The organism is Bacteroidales bacterium, from assembly GCA_023229505.1.
GTDB lineage: Bacteria > Bacteroidota > Bacteroidia > Bacteroidales > JAGOPY01 > JAGOPY01.
The window spans coordinates 48,802-69,894 of the sequence record JALNZD010000002.1; the positions used below are offsets into that span (position 1 = coordinate 48,802).

14 protein-coding genes are annotated in these 21,093 nt (G+C 45.5%); 6 read left to right on the plus strand and 8 right to left on the minus strand.

Going from position 1 to position 21,093, the window contains the following annotated elements:
* Positions 1 to 172: 172 nt before the first annotated feature.
* Positions 173 to 736 carry an HAD family phosphatase gene (locus M0Q51_01035; GenBank protein MCK9398562.1) on the plus strand — a complete coding sequence of 188 codons (564 nt, stop codon included), beginning with the start codon at positions 173 to 175 and terminating at the stop codon, positions 734 to 736.
* Here the strand turns inward: M0Q51_01035 and M0Q51_01040 are convergent.
* The 3 genes from M0Q51_01040 to M0Q51_01050 all read right to left on the minus strand — a co-directional run bounded on the left by M0Q51_01040 (position 733) and on the right by M0Q51_01050 (position 4,913).
* Entirely contained in the window at positions 733 to 2,988 is a 2,256-nt protein-coding gene (locus M0Q51_01040; protein ID MCK9398563.1) for a patatin-like phospholipase family protein, read from the minus strand. The two genes, M0Q51_01035 and M0Q51_01040, sit on opposite strands and share 4 nt — an antisense overlap.
* A gap of 96 nt (positions 2,989 to 3,084) precedes the next feature.
* Positions 3,085 to 3,984: a DMT family transporter gene (locus tag M0Q51_01045; GenBank protein MCK9398564.1), complete on the minus strand. Its 900-nt coding sequence runs from the start codon at positions 3,982 to 3,984 to the stop codon at positions 3,085 to 3,087.
* A 41-nt stretch (positions 3,985 to 4,025) separates the two neighbouring features.
* On the minus strand, positions 4,026 to 4,913 hold the full coding sequence (locus tag M0Q51_01050; GenBank protein ID MCK9398565.1) for a hypothetical protein: 888 nt from the start codon (positions 4,911 to 4,913) through the stop codon (positions 4,026 to 4,028).
* A gap of 123 nt (positions 4,914 to 5,036) precedes the next feature.
* Here M0Q51_01050 and M0Q51_01055 point away from each other — a divergent pair, with 123 nt between their 5' ends.
* A complete protein-coding gene (locus M0Q51_01055; protein MCK9398566.1) occupies positions 5,037 to 6,143 on the plus strand; it encodes a hypothetical protein in 1,107 nt (368 codons plus the stop codon).
* Positions 6,144 to 6,196: 53 nt separating this feature from the next.
* On the opposite strand, the gene M0Q51_01060 is transcribed toward M0Q51_01055, so the two are convergent.
* Complete coding sequence (locus tag M0Q51_01060; protein ID MCK9398567.1) at positions 6,197 to 6,451, minus strand: HypC/HybG/HupF family hydrogenase formation chaperone; 255 nt, start codon at positions 6,449 to 6,451, stop codon at positions 6,197 to 6,199.
* Positions 6,452 to 6,687: 236 nt separating this feature from the next.
* Here M0Q51_01060 and hypA point away from each other — a divergent pair, with 236 nt between their 5' ends.
* A complete protein-coding gene (hypA, locus tag M0Q51_01065) occupies positions 6,688 to 7,029 on the plus strand; it encodes a hydrogenase maturation nickel metallochaperone HypA (GenBank protein ID MCK9398568.1) in 342 nt (113 codons plus the stop codon).
* 97 nt (positions 7,030 to 7,126) lie between these two features.
* Here the strand turns inward: hypA and M0Q51_01070 are convergent, their stop codons facing one another.
* Positions 7,127 to 10,297 carry a PKD domain-containing protein gene (locus tag M0Q51_01070; protein ID MCK9398569.1) on the minus strand — a complete coding sequence of 1,057 codons (3,171 nt, stop codon included), beginning with the start codon at positions 10,295 to 10,297 and terminating at the stop codon, positions 7,127 to 7,129.
* A 202-nt stretch (positions 10,298 to 10,499) separates the two neighbouring features.
* Here M0Q51_01070 and M0Q51_01075 point away from each other — a divergent pair, with 202 nt between their 5' ends.
* Positions 10,500 to 12,725, plus strand: a complete 2,226-nt coding sequence (locus M0Q51_01075; GenBank protein ID MCK9398570.1) for a T9SS type A sorting domain-containing protein — start codon at positions 10,500 to 10,502, stop codon at positions 12,723 to 12,725.
* A 20-nt stretch (positions 12,726 to 12,745) separates the two neighbouring features.
* Complete coding sequence (locus tag M0Q51_01080) at positions 12,746 to 12,976, plus strand: hypothetical protein (GenBank protein ID MCK9398571.1); 231 nt, start codon at positions 12,746 to 12,748, stop codon at positions 12,974 to 12,976.
* Between the two features lie 21 nt (positions 12,977 to 12,997).
* Here M0Q51_01080 and M0Q51_01085 read toward each other — a convergent pair whose 3' ends face one another.
* Positions 12,998 to 15,811, minus strand: a complete 2,814-nt coding sequence (locus M0Q51_01085; protein MCK9398572.1) for an alpha-amylase family glycosyl hydrolase — start codon at positions 15,809 to 15,811, stop codon at positions 12,998 to 13,000.
* A gap of 270 nt (positions 15,812 to 16,081) precedes the next feature.
* Here M0Q51_01085 and M0Q51_01090 point away from each other — a divergent pair, with 270 nt between their 5' ends.
* Positions 16,082 to 17,998 (plus strand): T9SS type A sorting domain-containing protein, encoded by a 1,917-nt coding sequence (locus M0Q51_01090; protein ID MCK9398573.1) that lies wholly within the window; start codon positions 16,082 to 16,084, stop codon positions 17,996 to 17,998.
* Positions 17,999 to 18,107: 109 nt separating this feature from the next.
* Here M0Q51_01090 and M0Q51_01095 read toward each other — a convergent pair whose 3' ends face one another.
* Both M0Q51_01095 and M0Q51_01100 read right to left on the minus strand, forming a co-directional pair.
* Positions 18,108 to 19,652 carry a T9SS type A sorting domain-containing protein gene (locus M0Q51_01095; GenBank protein ID MCK9398574.1) on the minus strand — a complete coding sequence of 515 codons (1,545 nt, stop codon included), beginning with the start codon at positions 19,650 to 19,652 and terminating at the stop codon, positions 18,108 to 18,110.
* A 106-nt stretch (positions 19,653 to 19,758) separates the two neighbouring features.
* Positions 19,759 to 21,051 carry an alpha-amylase family glycosyl hydrolase gene (locus tag M0Q51_01100; GenBank protein ID MCK9398575.1) on the minus strand — a complete coding sequence of 431 codons (1,293 nt, stop codon included), beginning with the start codon at positions 21,049 to 21,051 and terminating at the stop codon, positions 19,759 to 19,761.
* Positions 21,052 to 21,093: the final 42 nt, after the last annotated feature.

Here is a 21,093-nt window from a genome sequence, read left to right on the forward strand (position 1 = left end):
TATGTTATTTAAAAAGAGTCTAATAACAAATTATTGTTCTTCACATCTGTAAATCAATTTAGACGATTTTACATGGCAAATAAATATTTAAAATTTTACTTTTGCAGACACGAAACCAGTTGTTAAAAATATCATCTTTGATTTCGGGGGAGTTATCATCCCTGTCGATCCGATGGCTTTTGCCGGAGGATTGATGCAACTGGGGTGCACTGATGTATTGAGTCTGCATGAATACTTCCTTGAGGAAAAGGTGTATTCCCGCTTTGAAAAGGGTGAAATGAGCCCGGAAGAATTCAGGATGCAGATGAGATCCGGATTAAACGATCACGTGACGGATGAGCAGATCGATCAGGCCTGGAACCTTATCCTCGGTGAAATTCCTCCGCACCGCGTTGCCCTCCTGGAAAAACTTAAGCTAAACTACCGGACTTTCCTTTTAAGCAATACCAACAAGATCCATTACGATCACTACCAGGAACAATTCCGGAAATCATTCGGTTATCCTGCGCTTGACAGCCTTTTCGAGAAAGCCTACTATTCTTTTCAGCTCAAACTTTATAAACCGGATCCGGCAATTTTTGAATATGTCATTAACGACAGCGGGCTAACCCCTGCAGAAACCATTTTTATCGATGATTTCCATTCAAATGTTGAATCAGCCAAACGATGCGGAATGCAGGGCATACATCTGACAGACGGTATCGAACTATCCGACATCATTCACAGACATTTTTAAAACCAAAATCCAAGGTTGAGGAACAACATCGGTTTGCTGTTCAGGTTAGAACCCATAAAAGTAAGCTCCAGGGGGCCAATGAAACTGTCGTAGCTAAGGGTAGCACCATACCCGACAATAAAGTTTTCCGGTTGATAAACATCTTTAAAAACCTTTTCAACCGATCCGGCATCCAACAAGAAGGTCAGGTAGAGTTTTTTAAAGAAATTATATTGCAATTTCATTCTTAAAACGGCGGCGTGATAACCAAACTGCTGAATAAACTGCACGCCGGTGAAAGGCAGCATGGTACTTACATACTGGCTGGGATTTAAACCGCCAAAGCTGAAATAATGCTGAAACGGCGGCCGGTTTTCAGCCGACATTGTGCTGCCTATAAAAAGACCCGGACGAAGCACAAATTTACGTGCGATCGGATAATTGAATTCATACTTCCAATAAAGGATAAATGAACTGGTAAATAAATCTTTGCTCCAGTTTTTTGAGAGCGGCATGACATATTCCAGGTGAAGTTCCGATTTGGAACCGGAAGTCGGGAAATAAGCGCGGTCACGGGAATCGGCGCTAAAAGTCACGAAAAGAGTGCCGTAACTGCTGAAGTTATTGTATGCTTCCAACACGGAATCTGTAATAGGCTCATCCTGTTTAAAACGGAAATACTCATACTCGAAGCCGCCCCTGAAATTTAACAGATTCTTCAGGCTGTAATTTATAAAAGCTGAAGCTTTATAATTTGTGAAAATTATTTTATTGATTTTCGCTTCCTTTTCATACATGCTAAATTTAAAGGAATAATATTCAATTTTAGCGCCAACGCCGGGTTCTGCCCCATTATCGATCATGTAAAATGCCCGCAGTCGTGGATTCTCGCCGAGGACCAGGTCGGTGAACAGTTTGGTCCGCTTACCCAAAACATTGCGGAATGATCCAGTGATCAGCAGGCTCGAACTGTAATCATTGTCGTAATGGACCCCTGCAGAAATATATCCTGGATCTGCTTCTTTAACACGGATGATCAGATCGCTCCTTATCCCGTTTGATTTGATTTCATAATTTACCTGTTCAAAAAACCGGGTGCCATACATTTGTCTGATACTTTTTTCTATCTCCGCGAGCGTGAAAATAGTATCTTCTTTAATATTAAAATAATTTTTAAAATAAGATCCGGCAAATTTGCGGTAGCCATTGATCTGCACGGAATTGATATGGATCCCATCGACCGGATGGGCATTGAATGTCTTTAAAGGCTTATACTCAATGGCATTCAGTGAATCGGCCAGGGCTTTTAACCTGTTGAAATAAGGCCTTGATACCCTTTCACCAAATGCAATAATGGAATCATACTCGGTAAAATCCATGATACCATATTTCATAGCAAGCGGCACATACACATCTGTCAGCTCATAACCGATCTGGTTAGCCTCTCCGCGGTTAAACGTGATGATCTGGTCGAGAACACCTGTAAGGGAAATGAATTCATCCCGGTTGCTCCTGAGTGGTGGCTGCACATCTCCCGAAATAATAATATCGGCGCCCTTTTCTTTAATGTTTTTCACCGGGAAATTATTCACTACTCCCCCATCGACCAGGAAGTGACCGCCGTAGTCGATCGGAGAGAAATAGCCGGGAATTGACATACTGGCCCTAATGGCCATTGGAAGGTAGCCTGAATCAAGAACGATCTCGTTGCCGGTCAATAAATCGGTGCCCATACATAGAAAAGGCGTTTGCAGTTTGTCGAAATCATGGATTTTAAAAGCCGGCGAGAAATAATGATTCAGCAATAGGTTGATTTCCTGTCCCTGATACAGGGAAGAACTGAATGTAAGACTATTATTAGAAATGGGCAGGGTGATAATAAACTTTTCCCCGAATTCTTTTTCCTCGTAAGCAATATATTTTCTATCAATTTTATCGGTTATCAAAGCATCCCAGTCAATCGACCTGACCATTTTGGCTATGGAATCGGGGTGGTACCCGATCGCATAAAGTCCCCCTATGACGCTTCCGATGCTGGTTCCGCCAATGTAATCGATCGGCAGTCCGGCTTCCTGGATCACTTTCAGGAGGCCGATATAAGCAAAACCCTTGGCACCACCGCCGCTAAGGACTAATCCTACTGTCGGGCGTTTGCCCTGTGCAATGGTGTCGCCTTCCTGTGCAAACATTTGACCGGTTAAAATGCTAAATACCAGGCTAATAAAAAGAAAGCCCGGGATCTTCTTCCATCTTTTAATCCAAAGTATTTTCACGGATTTGGTTATTATTTGAAGCGGTGTAAATTTACAAAAATCATCAAAGCGAATGGCAGTTAGGATACACAAAACACGATGGGAGACGGGAGAAATTTACAAAAACATCAGCACCACACCTGCGACGCTGATAAAGGCCCCGACGATTTCCAGCCAGGTGAACCGTTGCTTAAAAAGTACGATAGACGGAGGAATGATGAGGATCGGCACAATGGCCATGATTGTGGCTGCAATCCCGGTTTCGGTATACTTTACGGCGAGTAATGAAAAGGAGATGCCCAGGAAAGGGCCAAAGACCGATCCCAGGGCGATGGCACGCATGCCTTTTCGGTCATTGACAGCATTTCGGATCAAAGATCCTTTTTTAAGCAGGATGATGATCAGGGCATAGCCGATCACGGCGGCGATGATGCGGATATGGGAGGCGGCAAATGCGTTATAATCGCCCATACCGTATTTGCTGAGCACGAGTCCGCCGGCCTGTCCTGCCGCCCCGATCAGGGCAAATAATATTCCTTTCATCGGATAGGTGAGCCGGATCCTCTTACCATTTTCCGGCCTGGAGAAAATGGCGAGGAATATCCCTCCTACCGTCAGGAACATCCCAAAGATGTGCAAAAGTGTCATTTTTTCACCGAGCAATAGCCAGCCAATGAGGGCCGTCATGGGCGGAACGGTTGTCATGAACAACATAGCAATCCTGGAAGAAATAATGGCATAGGCTTTAAAGAGGAAGTAATCGCCCAGTACGAGCCCTATAAGGCCTGACAAACCCAGCCAAAACCAGGCGAAAGGGGTTGCGTCGAGCGGGAGGAACATCCCACGGGAAAAAAAAGTAAAAAGAGCCAATAGCAGGAACGCCAGCGATAGCCTGATCATGTTGACGGCAAGAGAGCCGACCCGTTTACTGGCAAATTCGAAAGACAGGGCTGTGACAGTCCAGAAGAAAGCTGTGGCCAGGGCGGCCAGTTCACCATAATGGGTTTCCAGGCTCATGAAACAAAATTCAGGCAAAGCTCGTGAAATAAATGGCAGTCCTAACCGATCGACATATCCGAATCCCATTTTAAAACGGGAGGCAGGGCGCCTTTATGGATCCCTTCAATAAACCTGTCAACACACTCTCTGACATCCTGATGGTATCCGCCTTCGAGCACGGCGAAGATATTGGAAAAGGCCCTGCGAAGCCTGAATGCGCACTCGTAAAAAGCCCGTTGCGAAACCTGCATGCCCAGTAATTTATCTTTATAATATGAATCAAAACCTGCAGAAACAGCGACAATATCCGGGTTGAACTTCTTGGCTACAATTATGGCTTTATCAACCGCGATAAGGAATTCCTTATCGCCGCTGCCCGAAATCAGTGGAAAATTGAATGTAAATCCTGTTCCTGCACCTGATCCGGTTTCATCGGGAAAGCCTGTAAAAGGATAGGCATAATGCTGGTGAATGGAACAATACAAGACTTTGTCGGTATCATAGAAGATCGACTGGGTGCCGTTGCCATGATGCCCGTCAATGTCGAAAATAAAGACCTTTTTACCTTCATTTACCAGCTTTTGGGCGGCAATAGCGATATTGTTAAAAAAACAGAACCCTGCAGCATTTTCCCGTCCTGCATGATGCCCGGGAGGACGGACCACCGCAAAATCGCCCTGTTCGGATGCCCTGATGGTCATGCCTACTGCCAAACAAGCTGCTTCGTAACTTGCAGGGTTTAATGACACCTCGGCCACATAATCTCCATGCTCACAGGCATCCCTGATATATTCGATATAACGCTCCGAGTGAACCAGGTTAAGGTAAGGCTCCCCGACAACCCTGGGCGCTTCGTAAGTATCCATAAAACTCAACAAGCGATAAGCACCTTCGCTTTCACTATCGATGTTATGTTCAAGAAATTTCTTGTGAAATAATACTTTCATGGATCGCTTCCAACATCATCAACATAGCAAAAGTAAGAATTCATAATGAATCAACAAAGTATAAAATAGCGGATCTCTGTTTCAAGTCAGTTTTTCATAGTTTTGCAGTCCATTTTAAAAACAATGAAAAATATAACCCTGATCATCTTCATCATAACACTTTCCTGGGCCTGCCAAACCGGCATTCAACCAGGCAAGGAAACCTCCGGAAAATTTATAGTCTTACCAGATACATTGCGCTATCCCCAGGAGAAACACCTTGCAAATATGCGCCAGTTGACCTTTGGCGGCGATAACGCTGAAGCTTATTTCAGTTTTGACAATTCTATGATCACGTTCCAGTCCAACAACCCTGCCTGGAACCTGGAATGCGACCAGATCTTTTACACCCGTCTTGCACAGAGCGATATGGGCAACAAGCTGCCACAGCGGATCAGCACCGGGATGGGCCGCACGACCTGTTCCTATTTCATGCCCGGCGACTCTACCATCCTGTTCGCATCCACCCATGCCGGGGATCAGGCCTGTCCTCCTGTTCCGCCTCCGCGCGAAGACCATAAATACGTCTGGCCGATCTATGAGGATTATGATATCTATGTTGCTGATCTTGAGGGCAATATCATAGATACCCTTACCAGGGATCCCGGATATGATGCAGAAGCAACTGTGTCACCCAAAGGAGACAGGGTTGTTTTTACTTCCCTTCGCAGCGGTGACCTGGAACTATACACGATGAATATCGATGGAAGCGATATCAGACAGATCACCGATGAACTTGGCTATGACGGCGGGGCTTTTTTCTCCCAGGATGGGAACATGCTCGTTTTCAGGGCATCAAGGCCAAAAACCGAAGAAGAGGTTAGGGTTTACAAGGAGTTGCTGGTGCAAGGGCTGGTTATGCCGTCCAATATGGAAATTTTTATTTGTAATGCCGATGGATCCGGGCTAAAGCAGGTTACAAAACTGGGTAAAGCCAATTGGGCGCCATATTTCGATCCTTCTATGAAGAAGATTATATTCAGCTCCAATTACGCTTCGTCAAGGGGATACCAGTTCAACCTCTACATGATAAACCTGGATGGGACCGGCCTCGAGCAAATCACATATGATGGCGTTTTCGACGCCTTCCCGATGTTTTCCTTCGACGGAAAAAAGCTGATCTTTTCCTCAAATCGCAACAATGGAGGCACACAAGCAACGAATCTGTTTATTTCAGATTGGGTGGAATAGGATGGGAAGTTCTGAGTTCTAACCGGCAACCGCCGACCGCCGACTGTTGACCGTTATAGCTCCTCCAATTCCCTGTCGGGCATTATCTCACCAAGCTGGCGCAAAGCTTCAAGTGACTCCATGGCATCCTCTTCATTCAATAGCGTCAGAGCAGTTCCAACGTGGGCTAAAACATAATCGCCCACTTTGGCTTCGGGTAAAAATTCCAGGCAGATGTCGGTGACGACACCGTCAAAATCAACTCTACCCATTTTCATCTGAGCTGATTCATCAATCGAAAGTAGTTTTCCCGGAATTGCTAAGCACATTTTTTCCTTCTTTTAAATATAACCTGCCTGGAGGCATAAAATTATGCATAATAAAAGTCAAGTTTCACACATAAGTTTTCTGTATGTTGAATTTATTGCGAATCTAAATTAAGTTCGCAGTTCCCGGTTCGCAGTTCGCAGTCAGAAATAAGCCATGAGAATTCTGGTCATTCTAAGCGGAACTTTGCGTGTCCTTTGTGGAACTCTGTGTAACAATTTTTCCATATTTTTGCCCCATGCACGAACTATCCATCGCACTGAGCATTGTTGAACTCGCCGAAGAAGAGGCCAGGAAGGCTGATGCAATAAGTATTTCAAAAGTTGAACTGGAAATCGGCACGATGGCCGGAATAGAAACTGACGCACTTCTTTTTGCCTGGGATTCAGTGGTTCAGGGCACCATGGCGCAGCAGTCACAACTTGTTATTCACACCGTTGAGGCCGAAGCTCATTGCCTGGAATGCGGGAAAGATTTCCCGGCTGAGCATTTTTTCGTACAATGTCCCCATTGCAATAGTTTCCGTTACCAGATCACTAAAGGGAAAGAGTTGAGGATCAGCTCACTTTTGGTGGATTGATGTACCGATCTTCATGATCAATCCGGCTTTGTCCTGTAAAAGAAAGCCAGGAAGTACTTTAAATTTGACGGAAGGTCAGGTAAAGGATTTCACGGCATTATTTCCCGATAAAAACTTTTCCCTTCCAGGTATTTTCGCCGTCGGTAATTTGCAGGATCAATATGCCTGTGGAATTATGTCCCGCGTTCACAGTTTCGCGGACCTTCCCGTCGACCTTCAGATTATTCTTCTGGTAGATGACTTCTCCCAGTGCATTGGTCAACCGGATATCGAGGGATTTCATGGATAAGGTGGAGATTTCCAGGTTAAAGGTACCCTTGTTCGGGTTGGGATAAATCCGGATATCACCGATAGCATTTTCATCCACACCTTGAGAAGAGTAAACCTGTAATTCGAAGGACCCGGAGACTTCGCCGGTGTCGCAGTCATTGATACCGTAAAGCGTGATCATTGCGATCCCGGCATAACCGGCTAGCCAGTTTACGTCGGCGGTCAGGCCTGTTCCAGATATTGTCCCTGCTCCGGCAGGTTCAAGCATCCACTGGTAAGTATTGGCGTTTTCTGCGCCAGTAGATGTATACTGAGAGGAGGCAGTCAAATAGTTGTCGATGATGGCCGGGCCATTCGGTGTTGCCGAAACCCCGGTAAGCGGAAGAACAGTAACCCCGACAGTATCAGAATCAACACATCCAAATTCATTGGTGACAACCACCCAGTATTCTCCGACTTCAGTGACGGTAATACTTTGATCGGTAGCGCCATTGCTCCAGGTATAAGAAGCCATCCCTGTTCCTGCATCCAGCACCCTGGAAGTCCCTTCGCAGATATCGGAATCGGCTCCCAGATCAACCGAAGGAAGAGCATTTACTGTGATCTGCTGAATAGCGGTGTTGGTACATCCGTTCGTATCCGTATATGTATAAACAATATCGTAAGTCCCGCTGCCTGAAACCATTGGATCGAAAATGGCAGTGTCCACACCTGTACCGGAATATTCACCACCTTCGGGCATTCCCCCTGTAACTTCAAAAGGATCGGCATCCTGGCAGATTGCGGCAAAGGGTTCGAGTGTTACTTCCGGCAAGGCATTGATCGTGAGCGTGATCATAGTTGACTGGCTTTCACAATCTCCCAAAATCTGGGTAGCATAGAAAGAATAAACTCCCGGGTCGGTCAGTCCGGTTGCATAGCTGTTGCCTGTATCTACCAGGATTGTCAGTTCCGGGTCAGAATACCATTGCACGTTATCACCTTCAGCATACAGGTCGGGGATATTTCCGGCCTGGCAGACTGTGTCGCCGGCACCGACCGGAGCGGAAGGCACTTCATACACGGTGATGAAATCTGTCTTGGTAATGCTGTTGCTGCCTCCGACATTGGTAGCAGTCAGGCTTACGCTATATTGACCGGGGGTGTTATAAACAATCCCTGTCGGGTTTTGAAGGGTTGAACTATCCGGAGTGCCACCTTGAAAACTCCACTCCCATGAGGAGGGAAAATTTACAGAAAGGTCTGAGAAATTCACTGCGAACCCGGCACAAAATTCGGTGGTATCAGCAGTGAAATCTGCAACCGGTGGGCTCTGGATATCGACAGTCGCGATGCGTTTATGGATTGGAGTGCCGTTTGGTCCTTTGGCAATGATCTGCACCAGGTATGGTCCGGTGGGCACTTCAGGGCTGGCCGTTACAACGATCGGGACTTCACCAGGAAGGTTATTCAGGATGGTATCGTTTGGATAGCTTAAAGTGATGGTTCCTGCTCCCGGATTCTGAACCTGTGCCGAAATGATGACCGATCCAAAATAAAGTTTAACTTCCGGAAACTGGGCATACAAGGTGTCGCTGCCGGATACAGGAAGTGTTTCAGGGCTCACGAACATGGAATAATCCGGGAAATAAGATACAAAGCTGTCGAACTTTCCGTCACGGTAATCGGCCCAGGTTGCCATTGAAACATTGGAGTTCGAAACGATTCCATTGTAGTCACCCTGGTATCTTGGGTTACCGCCACCACCGCATGTGGTACAGTTTATAATCATTGATTCATTAGAGATGGCTTGATTAGGCGCAAAACTAACACCCCCATTATCCGAATAGGTGGCATAGATCAGGGCGCTTGTACTGGAGGGATCGTCACGGGTATCTATCCATTGGATATAAAACCTGCCGGTACTCTTATCACACCAGATAGCCGGCAGGAATTGATGGTTACTCTGTGGTACGAGGTCGTCATTTACTCTCACGGCATCGCTCCATGTATCACCTCCATCATCGGAATAACGGGAGAAAATATCGGGCTTATTGCCATCGCCCGGAGGATCGTTGGTTGCATATACGCAATACAATCTTCCACGATGCGGGCCCCAGCTGTTATCGGCCGCGATAAAGGGGTAAGGCCTTGTACGCATTCCGTTCACAGAATGCCTGCTATTCACAAATGTCCCGACATAACCGGCCCAGTTCTGGGACGATATGTTGGTAAAGCTCGTCCCTCCGTTGGTTGACCTGTAAAAAGTATAAGTTGAGTTAGTGGACGAACCACCGTTTGTGACTACATATACTGCACCTCCCTGGACGTCACCGAAAGCGCCGACACAGGGCATCATACCCGGAAGATCCTGGGTAGCCATTGTTGCCGTATTTTGAAAGGTAAGTCCAAGGTCCGTACTCCTGGCAAAATTACCGCCATTGTCTGCGGTCATAGTCGTATACACATTATTCGAATAAGGTCCACCGGTCTGGTCGGCGCAAATCCAGTTTTTATCAACACCCGAAATGGCTATCACCACAGAGCTCCAATTCTGGCCGTTATTACTTGAGGTGGCCACTTTGCAGCCCTGGATATCTCCTGCCCCGTACATATTCTCGAAATAAAGGTTTCCCAGGCTGTCATATGCTGAAACCGGATCCCCCCGCATGGTTGCTCCCCAGGAAACTGTGGAGTTGTTGAAATTCAAACCGTCGTTGGTATAATGAGCGGCAGTTGTATTAAAGCAGGTAAAATACTGGTTGTTTTGTTGTGGATTCTCTGATATGTGCCCCTCTGCAAAGTCAAGGCCGATTTTAAAATTGTCCCATCCATCGATGGTGATAACAGTTGTGGCAAGCGGTTCCCTGTTTTGCAAGGAATCAAAGACCCATTGAGGTACCTGGTCGAACCTGGGGTCATCATAACCGATCTGCGCTGTCAAAAGGAAAGAGGAAAAAAGGAAGGTGGCTGAAAAAATGAAAGCGACACATACCTTCCGGAACATAAACTTCTTCATTGTTCTGGATTTGAGATAATTAGTGATTTTAGAAAATTCGATAAAAAAAGGATAGAGTGTAAAAGTAATTATTATCCTTCATATTTACCTTTTATCATTTGTAATCCTTCAATAATGTCTGATTATTATTAAGAAATAAAAAAAAATTTCATTTCGACCGGGTATATTTTCAGAAAAACCGGATAAACCTATAAAAAGGATTATGAAAACAAAAGGATGGAAAAAGAGAATGGCCATGTTGCTCATTCTTCTTGTGGGGTGGCATATTACGGCCAGGCCGGGGGTCATTATTACAGGTATTTTGCATGGAACGCTGACGGGTGGTTCCCCGAAGGCTATTGAACTTTTTATCACCGGAACTGAAAATCTCAATAACTACGAAGTCTGGAGATCGCTCAACGGGGCGCCATTTGGATCCGGCACCGGGGCAATCAGCTCGATGAGCGGTGTTTTTACAAACACCTTCGTTTACCTGGTCAAACCTGATCATGTCAATGCATTCCATGATGTGTTCGGGAACGAGGGAATCTTCACCAATGTTGTTCCAATGGGTATCATCAACGGTAATGGCAATGACGGGTTCCAGGTAAGGTTGAAAGTCGGCTCTGTTGTGGTTGACCAGGTTTGGCAGGAAGATGCGACAGATTCGTACCGCGATAGTTATTGGTATCGAAAGCATGGGACCGGGCCTGATGGCGGATGGTTACCATCTGCCTGGGAAACGCCTGGGAATGATGCTTTGGACGGGTTGGATGAGGCCGGACTCCAGGCCGCGGTCCCTTTCGGTACTTATGCTGTAATGTGGCAAGGGCTAACTGACGACTGGAACAATAACGGCAACTGGTCGACAGGGATTGCACCTTCATTTCAGACAAATGTGCAGATACCGGAAACGGCAGCCAATTTTCCGGTAATCGATAATCTGCCGGAAAACCCTGCCGTTTGCATGAACCTGACGGTTGCAGATACGGCAAGGCTCACCGTTAACACTGGAAAAGCGCTGACAGTGCATGGAAATCTAATCCTGGAAAACCAGAGTCCTGGGGAATCAGATCAGGGACTGATCTTAAAATCTGTCAACAGCCAGGTTCCGGCCGGTTCCCTGGTCCTCACGGGAAATCCTTCCGGTACAGCCATATTAGAAAGATATATAGCCAAAGATAATGGCTGGCATTTCTTATCATCTCCGATGGTTGAGCAAACTTTTCAGCCTGAATTCGTCCCCGATCCAATGGATCAGAGCTTCGACCTTTATTACTGGGAAGAAAATGGCCCCCCGTCTGTAGGATGGATCAACATCAGGGATGATAACGGTCAATGGAACCCGCAATTCGGGGATGCTTTTATTCCGGGAAAAGGCTATCTTGTTGCTTATTCTGCAGCAAACAGCGGAGCATTGACCAGGATATTCAGCGGTTTGCTGAATTATGGCAACCAGGACATCCTGCTGGGCCATTCCGGGAATTACTGGAACCTGCTGGGAAATCCATATTCCTGTGCGCTGGACTGGTCTTCCGGAGGAATAGATAAGGCGGCCGTTGCGGCCAGTACTATGTATATCTGGGACCCGGGATTAAATGAAAACCTGGGAGGATACCGTGCTCATAACGGGACGACAGGTGTTCCGGCCGGAACGACCTCCATCATTCCAGCCATACAGGGTTTCTTTGTTCAGTCAATGGAGGCAGGAAATTTATCAATTGATATTTTAAATGATCAACCGTTGGTGCATGCCGGCCAACCTTTCTATAAAAGCAAAAAGGAACCGTCTGTAGAGCAAATCCGTCTGAAAATCAGTAAAAACCAATGGTCAGATGAAACATTGATCTACTTTGATCCGGCTGCAACCAATCAGTTTGACGCTGGATTTGATGCGGAGAAATTGTTCAATGGTCATGCGGACTGCCCGGAAATATTTTCAATAGCGGATGATCATCAGCTATGTATCAATATCCTGGCCGATGATCCTGCCTCTGTTGCACTGGGAATCTCTTATAATCAAGAAGATACACTGACCCTGACGGCCTTTGATTTTGAAGGAATACCGCAGGAAATCGGGATCTTTCTTGAAGATAACCTGCAAAGCACATGGCTTGACATGAGGGAACAGCCGGAATACCGTTTTAATCATATGCTTTTCCAGCCTGAGACCCGGTTTACGCTTTATTTTATGAATGTTGCCCGGCTGACAGAACCCGTTTTTAAAGATGAACCGGATTTCTGGTGCTTCGAAAACCGGATTTACGTGTCAAATCCAAGGAATATAACAGGGCATCTTCTTCTATATTCCCTGGAAGGAAGATGCCTGGAAAGTTTTAGAGCCACAGGAAGGAATCAAGTCATCCAATCTTCCTTACCAACAGGGTTATATGTGTTACGCTTCGTCTCGCAACAGTTTAATTCAGGACGGAAGATCTTTATTTACTAATTATCAAAATTGATATACCCATGAAAAAAACAAATATCACCATGTTTCTATTGCTGGTCGTGATCCTTTTTTTATCTGTAAATTCTTTTGTACAAGGCCAACCGCCTGACCCTCCGGGTGGACATGGCTTGAATGGCAATCATGGCGGAGCTGCGCCACTGGATGGGGGTAGCTTGTTTTTACTTTTGGGAGGAACTGTTTATGGCGCCTATAAGTTGATTCGTGCTAATCATAGAAAGAAAGAAAGATGATATTTGGCCACATCAACAGCACTAATTGTAAATCAGCTTTAATACTTCCGAATTATTTGCAGTGACAGCCCTCAGGAGATAGATCCCAGGGCTCAGGCCGGCTTCTCTGCCTGACCAGCCGAACTGATGGGAGCCGCTTTGCAGGCGTCCATTGTAAATTTCATCCACTTTCCTTCCGGATAAGTCAAAAATCTCGAGAGTCAATAGGGAAGGCTTTTCAAGTTCAATTTGAATGGAAAAATCATCAGACGGATTAGGGAAGACACGCATAAGACGGCCCTTTTCAATATCTTCTGCCAGACCGGTATGGATCTGGGGTGTTTCCAGCTGGATATCGGTGTACATCTTATATTCGCCTGCTTCCAACGACATGGACTCAGCCAGGTCGGTCACTTCAAAAGGCTGGCCGGTGAAATATTCGTACCATGCCCCTGTATGAGCAAATCCCGGCAGGATGGTCCCGGCATTTACATCAAAATTTCCCAGGACCACCACATTCATGTCTGGGTGGGCCAGGACGATTTTCTTGAGAGCTGCTTCTACATATAAGGTAAACGTTGCTGTTTCAAAAGCAGGATGTTCCGTACGCAGTTTGATCAGGGCGCCATAAAAATCGTAAAGGTATTTCCGGCGGAAATCGTTCAGGTAATCCCACCTGACAGGTTTTTCTCCGAGCCGTCCGTTATATTCTATCGAGTAATCATAGCCCATCTCTCCAAATTGCCAGATCATTTTAGGGCCCGGTACAGTGAAAAAGAACAGGGCATTCATAGCCAGGCGCCTGAAGGCCGTAGTGGTATCCTTGATATTGTAATCCGCCGTGGAATTTCCGTAAGTAACACATTTAAAAGCAAGACGTTCTTCATCGTGGCTTTCCATATAACCTACCACATGAGGGTCATTCCAGGTTCTTTTTTTATAATTGATCCAGGAGAAATCGGATTTTCCTCCGTCATGGTAAGCCATGGCAGCTTCACCATAATTATAATTCGCATTACCCCAAAGCAGGATACCATAATCAGCAAGCTCCTTTTCTTCGGTATTGTCGGCAAGGTGCTCAAATATAACAATGGCCTGAGGATTTCTCAACCAGATTTCATCTGCCATCCGTTTCAGCAACCTGATCCTGTCAGCATCATAAATACTGCCCCAGGGGTCATTTGAGCCTTTTATATTATTGCCGAATCCTTTCGTAAAGTCAAACCGGAATCCGTCTATTTTATATTCCGACATCCAGTAACTGTTGATACTATCGACAAGTTCCTGCGTGTAAAGGCTTTCATGATTGAAGTCATTTCCCCACTGGGCATCCGGGTTGGTGAAGTTAGAATTAACATTATACCAGGGATTCTCCTCAGACGGATTGTTTCCGTCGAAGTACATCTGCACCAGGGGGCTCTGGTCATAGGAATGATTAAGCACCAGGTCGATAAACACAGCTATTCCTATTTTATGACATTCATCAACAAATCGTTTCAAGTCATTCTTTGGTCCATAATATTTATCCGGAGCAAAATAGAATGAAGGATTATAACCCCAGCTGCTGTTACCCTCAAATTCATTGACAGGCATAAGTTCTATAGCATTGATGCCCAGGTTAAATAGGTAATCCAGCGAATCGATAAGGCCATCATAGGAATGTTTTGATGTAAAATCCCTGACCAGCAATTCATAGATCACCAGGTCAGTTTCGGCTGCAGTGGTGAAGTTATCCACCTCCCAATTGTAGAAAACCTGGTTAGTCTGGAGCACTGTGGCTATGCCTGTGGTTTTCCCGGCCGGATACTGAATAAGATTTGGGTAAGTGATATCTGAGATGTAAGCATCATTCCAGGGATCGCTGACCTTATCGCCATAAGGATCGCCAACCTTGATCTGGCCATCGATATAGTACTGGAAGACATATTCCTTGCCTGGTACCAGGCCGTTGATCTCCACCCAGTAACGGAGGCTATCGGGAGTAAGTTTCATGTAATAATCCTGGCTGATATCCCAATCGTTAAAATCTCCAATGACGTAGATATAGTCTTTATAAGGTGCAAAGAGGCTCATTACAACTGACTGGCTCCCGGTATAATTAATCCCGTCGCGGATACCGGCAGGCAGGGCTTCAACAGTGACATCAGGTCTGACATGATAGTAAAAAGAATCGGCTACAGCTCCGGTTTGGTTTTTTGCCATGGTCTTTACCAGGAATTTACCAAAATCCGTCGCGGTAATAGTATCAATCAGGTAATTACCAGTGTCTGCTTTGAGCAAATTTCCATCCATGAACAGGAAAACAGAATCGGCTTCATTGGCGTTGACCTCCGTGATAAATGATTCATTAAGTTGAATAATGACAGGGAATTGCTGGGGTTGACCAAAAGAGACCGACAGGCCGGCTTCGTAAACATCAATAAATATATCCCCGTCGGTTTCAGTTTTACCTTCGAGCCAGTTGCCACTTACCTGGATACCACTACGAAACACAAAAGCCATTTGCAGGATTTTCTCATTGGCAGGAACTCCGTAATAATCTTGAATATTGGGTGTGACCTGGAGAGAATATAAATCCTGCCCGATCCGCTGCAATTTAGTATCCGGGGTATTTTGTCCCCAGCTTGTTTTGACGTACTTCCAATCGAAACCGCCGGAGCTTAATTGAGTTATCACCCCGGTATGGGCATATACATCCCCGGTGTAGCCGGCCAATCCAGCGGAACCTTGCGTGGCATCGAAGGTGATCGTCACAGATTCTGTACTTATTGGCATGGGCGGGTCGGTTACCACAAGCTGGCCAAAAAAGTAAAATGGGATAATAAGCAGTTGAAGAGATAAAATGAATTTCTTCATGATAAAATCTGATTGATTGATGTTGTAAAGTTATTAAAAAGCAGGCTTGCAGCTTTTGAAAAATTCTCCCACACTTTAAAATTAAAGATGTTGTTCAGTCTGTTGGGCAATTTATCAAGATTACTGCTGCAAGTATCGCGATAAAAATTTTCTGAAATAACTTTTGTGATAAACAAAATCAAACTTTAGTACGATAAATATGTTTTTAAATAATTATTTTTATTATCTTTGGGTATTAAAATTATTCTTATTCACTTAAAATTTAAAACTATGAAAAGAAATTTACTTGTTTTCATGATCTTAGTGGCAATATCTGGTTTTTCGCAAGCCCAGGTCGTGGCAGACTTCGAAGCCATCCCAATGAATGTGATGTTTGGAGGGGCTGAAGATCTAAGCACGATGACTGTCGTTCCTAACCCTGATATGTCCGGCATTAATACCAGTTATTACGTTGTTAAATTTGTGCGTGATAAGGATGGCGTGCCCTGGGGAGGGTTCTGGTCAGCTTTACCCACACCGGTCGACGTGACCGTTAACAAGTACGTGCATGTAAAAGTTTGGAAACCCCGGATCAGCCCTCTAAAATTTAAACTGGAAGGAGGCTCTACCGGCACCCTCGAAACTCCGTCAATGTCTCCACAAACCAGCACCGGTGTGTGGGAAGACATAGTATTTGATTTCACCACATTAACCGGGCCCTATCCTACCATAGTATTTATGCCCGACTTTGAAGATCCGCTCACCCTTACTGAAGATATCGTCATTTATTTCGATGACATTATGGTAAACAACGATCCGACGCCGGCCACTGCAGCTGGTTATATCATTGAAGATTATGAAACCATCCCTTTGAATATGATGTTGGACGGGACAGAAGATCTAAGTAAGATGACTGTCGTCCCTAACCCTGATCCGTCTGGTATTAATGCCAGCAGTTACGTTGTTGAATTTTTGCGTGATAAAGATGGCGTGCCCTGGGGAGGATTCTGGTCACCACTGCCTACACCGGTCGACGTGACCGATAACAAGTACGTTCATGTAAAAGTTTGGAAACCCCGGATCAGCCCTATAAAATTTAAACTGGAAGGGGGCGACGCCGGCACCCTCGAAGCTCCGTCAATATCTCCGCAAACCAGCACCGGTGTGTGGGAAGACATGGTATTTGATTTCTCATCTAAAACCGGGACTTATCCAATCATAGCATTTATGCCCGACTTTGAGGATCCGCTTACCCTTACTGAAGATATCATCATTTACTTTGACGACATTTTAGTTAACAATAATCCCAATCCTATTGTTGAAGTCATAATGAATGTTGATATGCATGGCTCCGGACTCACTTCCGGACAGCCTGTTTATTTTTCAGGTGATTTCGGTGGTATCTATGGTAGCTGGACTGAACCGGGGATGAATGCAGCTAATGAGCTTATCGATCCCGATAACGATTCTATTTATTCCCGCACGATGGCTTTGCCGGAAGGCACTTATCAATTTAAGTTTTTTAAAGGCGCTGGCTGGGTTGGCGGCGAATGGGACGGGATTCCTAACCGTAAAGTCAGTATAATGGGTAATGTCACCCTTAATTACATATGGGGTGTCAAACCTGTCTTTGCCACCTTTAAAGTCGATATGAAAGGTTCCGGATTGACAGACGGCCCCGTTTCTATCGTGGGGGATTTCGGAGGACTTTACGGGATATGGAGTGAGCCAGGATTTAATCCTTATGATGCTATGGCACCTGATGGGACGATCGAAGACTCCATCTATTCAATTACTATGACCCTTGATGCCGTGGGTACCTACCAGTTTAAATTTTTCAAAGGCCTTGGCTGGATTACCGGTGAATGGGATGGTGATCCGAACAGATCAGTCGATATTACAAGTGACACCACTTTTGCTACTTTTCTCTGGGGTGTAAGGCCGGATGCTGGTTTTAGTGAAAACGAATTGGCAGGCAAAGTCACCGTTTACCCGGTCCCTTTTAACAATTACTTGAATGTGAAAACCCTTGTTGACCTAAAATCCATTTGCATTTTTTCGGCCATGGGCCAGCGATTCGTTAAAATGGAAAACCCGGGTGTGGGAACAATCACCGTTAACACATCACAATGGTCCACAGGGTTGTATTTCGTGACCTTCTATCCAAAATCGGGTATCCCATATACCTTGAAAACAATGAAATATTAAACTGAAAATTATTTCAATAAAAGAGGCCGTCCCATAAGGGCGGCTTCTTTAAAAAAAAGCTGCCCGGAAAAACCAGGGCAGCTTTTTATATTTGAGAGATTAATGCTGTTTACTGAACGATTAGCTTTTTGACAGCCCTTGAACCATTGTCACCACAGATATTTACAAAGTAGATACCGGGGGTGAGCTGGTTAACATTCAGAAGGATCTGGTCGCCGGTGCTTTGGAAGTTCAGGCGGTTGCTCTGTACTACCCTGCCGGCTATATCGGTCACATAAACATTGATGTTGCCGTTGAAGACATCGTTTGCCAGGTTCAGGTAAACATTGCTATTGGAGGGGTTCGGGAAGAGCACAACGAAAGCGCTGTAGTCTTCGATCTCATCAACCCCGGCGTTCCCTCCGAAGAGAAGGTTACCGAAAGAGGATGTATACACATAATCCTGCAGACCACCAACCCAGGCCATCATATAATCTATGCCGGTGCCTGAGTCGCCATCGCTGATAATAAGATCGAAGCCAATCTGTGCACCTTCAACCGGCGTCACACCAAGTTCAGACCACGGAATACCAAGTTCAGCGGTATATCCGTCACCTAAAGGATTTATCCCAAATCCCAGCAGTATACCTATTATTGTATCGGGATAAACAACCTGGACAACTGGTCCTGCAAACCGGAGATGTAAGTCAAATTCATCGTATGCTCCTCCGGATTTATTGCCATCAATAAAGACTTCACCCATTTCGAAATATGTAAGGAAAGCATCCTTTACGCTAAGTCCGATATAGAGGTAATCTGCATTATAGGTCACACCGAACAAGACTTCATTCATATCATTTCCTGGCATACCATTAACGATCTGGCACACAATCTGGTCGATTTTCCATTCAGCTTCAACAAGATTTCCATCGATAGTGATCGCAGACACCTTGGGGGCGGTCACAGTTGTGTTCACAAAATTATACTCTCCTGTTACGCAGTTGAAAGTCACAACATAATTGGTTTCGGTAGCCGTAACATCCAGCGGGACGGGGATATTGGAACCATCCTGAACACCAATCCCTGACGGAAAATCAACTGCACCCCAGTTCACAGCCCAGGCACTGTCTTCGCGGAATTTAATATAGATAATGTCGGCTGGATCTTCTAAGTTGCTTTCAGCTGTAAGCGTAAGGTTAGCTTTCCAGAGAGCGGGATTAGTTGTGTCGCGGGTCATAGCCAGGTCATCTGCCCAGCCGTTAAACTCCCCGATCAGGCTGATCTCGCCGCACAATTCCGTGTAGCTGTATGCACCTGTGCTGCAATTGAATGTCACGAAATAATCTGTAGTAAGGGCAGTGGTATCAACCGGAACCGGGATATTCGGTCCGTCTTGTACAGCAATGCCAACGGGGAAATCAGCTGCGCCCCAGTTCACAGTCCAACTGGCATTTTCGCGAAATTTCATTTCAGCGATGGTATCGCCGCCAGCCATTTCCTTAGTCAGCGAAATGGTGGTTCTCCAGAGGTTTGGATTTAACGCATCACGCGTCAAATTGTGATCACCGGCCCAGCCGTTGAATTCGCCGATCAGGCTGATTTGGCCGCACTGGCTGATTGCCTCATATGAAACAAATGAAACTAAAAACAGAAATAATAGTAATCCTTTTTTCATTTTTTGATGGTTTTAAATTAGTAATACTTATTTGCACACAAATTTAGGTATTAAATTAGCAAAAATCATTCCAGTGTGTATTTTTATAGCTTTGCTAGTTCTGTCTTTACTTTCCAACATAAACCTTATACTCCCACGGTTTCAACCTGACTGTTGCCCCTTTCCCGAAAGTGGCTTCCTCTTCGGCAAACCATTCTTTGTATTTTCCGGTAAAAGAAGTTCCCTTTAGTTTACATTCCTGCACATGGCCAGTGAGATTAGCCAAAACGAAAACCCTGTCACCTTCTTTCTCGCGCATGAATGCAAATACCGATGAGTCAGCAGTGGTTGAAATCCGTTCCATCCTTCCCCCCCACGACCCGTTCCATAATGGCTGATAGGCATGCTTTAAAGCAAAAAGTTTTCTATAAAATGGTTCAAGCCGGTAATCTTTCCAGTCGATAGTATCTTTTTCAAAAAACCGCAACCGCTTATTAAAAGCTGACTCCTGGCCGTTGTAAACCAACGGCATCCCGGGAAGGGTGGCAGTCAGCACTGCCATACAGATCGAACCTTCTCCCATCCTTTCAAACTCGGTGCCTTTCCAGGAGTTTTCGTCATGGTTGGATGTAAAAAGCATGCGGTAGGCATCCGCGGGATACAGCGTATCTTGCTTATTATAGTAAGTCTCCAGCGCCATGGCATTCATTTCTCCTTTGGCGATGGAATTCAGGATGTGATGGAGTTCCCATGCATATGACATGTCGAAGGCACGGGTATGATGTGGTTGCTCTTCGGCTTCGGCAAGCATGAAAACGGGTTTAATCTTATCGAGTTCGGCACGGGCAGTGTCCCAGAATTCTAAGGGTACCATGCCGGCTACATCACAACGATAGCCATCGATGTCAGTTTCTTCCACCCAGTATTTCAAGGCGTCAAGCATTCCGATCCATAGCTCCATGTTGTCGTAATTCAGATCAGCCACATCGCTCCAGTCGAAAGGGGAAACCATATGGTCCAGCGAGTCTTTCGTATACCAATCATGGTGTTCCGTGATCCAGGAATTGTCCCACGAAGTGTGATTGGCCACCCAGTCGATGATCACCTTCATCCCTTCCTGGTGGGCCTTTTCGACCACTTTTTTAAAATCATCCAGCGTGCCAAACTCCGGGTTTACACCTTTGTAATCCCTGATGGAGTAGTAACTTCCCAAAGTTCCTTTCCGGTTTTTTTCACCAATGGGATTGATAGGCATCAGCCAAAGGATATCAATCCCCATTTTTTTCAGGCGGGGAATATGTTCCAGGAATGCTTCAAAAGTCCCTTCCGGGGTATATTGCCTGATGTTTACTTCATAAATGGTGGCGTTGCGGCTCCATTCCGGGTGGGCCACGAAACTCTGCGGCGGAGCTTTTTTCACCGGGGCTTCCTTTTTGGGACCGGAGCATGCGACTAAAATGAT